Below are 2,174 nucleotides of genomic sequence, written 5' to 3' on the forward strand. Positions count from 1 at the left end.
GCCGCGGCCGCGGCGGCGATCTCGTCGGTGACCCGGTCCTGCGCGACCCTGCGCAGCTCGGCCTGTGCGGTCACCGCGGTCAGCGCCTCCGCCGCGAACGACGGGTTCCGTTCCTTCGGCAGCCGGGCGGCGAGCTCGTCGACCCGGCGGGCCTCAGTTCCTTCCTCCACCGTCACGACCAGTGCGGCGTGTTCCGCGTCGGCCTGTTGCACGAACCGCTCGGTGAACGCGCGGGCCTGCATCACGGCGTCGTTCAGCAGATCCTGTCCTGTTGGTCTGCTCGCCGCGGCGATGATCAGGCCGGTGTCGCGCAGGGAGTGCTGCTCGGTGGCGCGCAGCAGAGCTTCCAGTGCGGTGAGCTGTCTCGTGCCCTCCGCGTCGCCGGTCCGTTGCGGCACGAGGCGCAGCGAGTCGATGATCGCACTGATGGCGGCGTGGTACGTCCGTGCAACGCCGTCGGACGAGGCGCCGCCGCGCAGGGCGTTCTGCCGCAGTCCGGACAGCGAACCCAGGCGTACCAACGCGTTCGCGAGCTCGTCGGACATCGTGGACCCGAGCGCGGCGCGCACGTCCTCCACCGCGGAGTCCACGTTGCCGTGCCGGCGCTTCAGGTTCTCACTTTCGCCGGCGGGCGACGCGAGGTGCGCGGCCGTGAGCACGCGTTCCTGCTGCAGGTCCCAGATCAGGTTTCCCAGCTCGCGCACCTGCCGTGCGGACTCGGCGGTACCCGCTGCCGATCCCGCGTCCCCTGCCTGGCCGAGGAGGAACGGCACCGTCACGAGCACCGCCGCGACCAGCGGAGGCACGATCAGCAGGTTCAGCTTCCTGCCGATGGAGTGCCCGTGGAGCACACTTCGTCTCACCTGATCACCCCGCCGCGGTGCTGTGCGCGGACCATGTCCTCAATGGACGCGCGCAGCTCGAGGAACGCGGGCGTGCGTTTGGCCGCGAGATCCCTGTCCTCCGCGAGCGGGATCCGGACCTCGGCGGCGACGCGACCGGGGTCGCTCGCGAGCACGACGACCCTGGTGCCGAGGAACACGGCCTCCTCGACGTCGTGGGTGACCATGAGCACGGTGGTGCCCGTGTCGCGCCAGATCTGCCTGATCAACAGCTGCATGTCCTCCTTGGTCTGCACGTCGAGCGCGCCGAACGGTTCGTCGAGCAGCAGCACGTCCGGTTCACAGACCAGCGCCCTCGCGATCGCGACGCGCTGCTGCTGGCCACCGGACAGTTGGCGCGGCAGCGACCGCCGCACGTCCGCGAGGCCGGTCTCTGCGAGGTACCAGTCGACCCTGCGGGCGCGTTCGGCGGTGTCCAGTGCGAGCAGCTCGAGTCCAAAAGCGACGTTGCGTTCCACGGTGCGCCACGGGTAGAGCGATCCGGTCTGGAAGACCAGTCCACGGTCCGGTCCTGGCCCGGTGATCGGGTGAGAATCGATGGTGATCTCGCCCCTGGTCGGCATGGTGAGCCCGGCGACCAGCGACAGCAGGGTCGACTTCCCCGAGCCGCTCGCGCCGACGACGCAGAGGAACTCGCGCGGAGACACCGTGAGGTTCACGCCGTCGAGCGCGCGCGTCGGGCGACCGCGCAGGTGGTACTCCATGGAGACGTCGACGAGGTTCAGCGTCATGCGGCCCACCGCCCCACCTGAGCGCGCACCAGGCGAAGGGCCACGTCGATCGTCACGCCGATGACGCCGATCACGACGAGCACCGCGAAGATCTTGTCGGTCTGCAGGAAGCGTTGCGCGCGAACGATCCGGTAGCCGAGTCCGGCCGTGGAGTTGATCAGCTCCGCCACCACCACGAAGTTCCACGCCGCCGCCGCGTTGACGCGAACCGCGTCGATGATGCCCGGCAACGAGTGTGGCACCACGACTTTGCGCAGCACCTCGCCGCGGCGCGCGCCGAGCGTGTAGGAGACGTCGATGAGCGAGCGCGGCACACCCCGGACGACGTCGGCGGTCATCAATGTGTTGAAGAAGACCGTGCCGATGAACAGGATCGCGATCTTGGAGGGCTCGCCGAGCCCGAGCCAGATGATGAGCAACGGGATGAACGCGCCCGCGGGCAGATACCGCAGCACCATCCGCAGCTTCGGCACCGAGACCGGGTGACTGGACGGGCAGCCACCGGCGACGGGATAGGACATGTGCGACTTGTGGTCGGCGG

At 69.5% G+C, this 2,174-nt stretch carries 3 protein-coding genes; all 3 read right to left on the reverse strand.

From position 1 onward, the window contains the following. A partial coding sequence (locus FXN61_RS48985) for a nitrate- and nitrite sensing domain-containing protein (RefSeq protein ID WP_188136316.1) occupies nucleotides 1-863 on the reverse strand: 863 nt, incomplete at its 3' end. Then, nucleotides 860-1,633, reverse strand: a complete 774-nt coding sequence (locus FXN61_RS48990; RefSeq protein WP_167980574.1) for an ABC transporter ATP-binding protein — start codon at nucleotides 1,631-1,633, stop codon at nucleotides 860-862. The genes FXN61_RS48990 and FXN61_RS48985, both read right to left, overlap by 4 nt. Continuing rightward, the coding region (locus FXN61_RS48995) for an ABC transporter permease (RefSeq protein WP_223165913.1) at nucleotides 1,630-2,174 on the reverse strand (545 nt) is incomplete at its 5' end. The genes FXN61_RS48995 and FXN61_RS48990, both read right to left, overlap by 4 nt.

The sequence above is a fragment of the Lentzea indica genome, from assembly GCF_012184385.1.
Taxonomy (GTDB): domain Bacteria; phylum Actinomycetota; class Actinomycetes; order Mycobacteriales; family Pseudonocardiaceae; genus Lentzea; species Lentzea indica.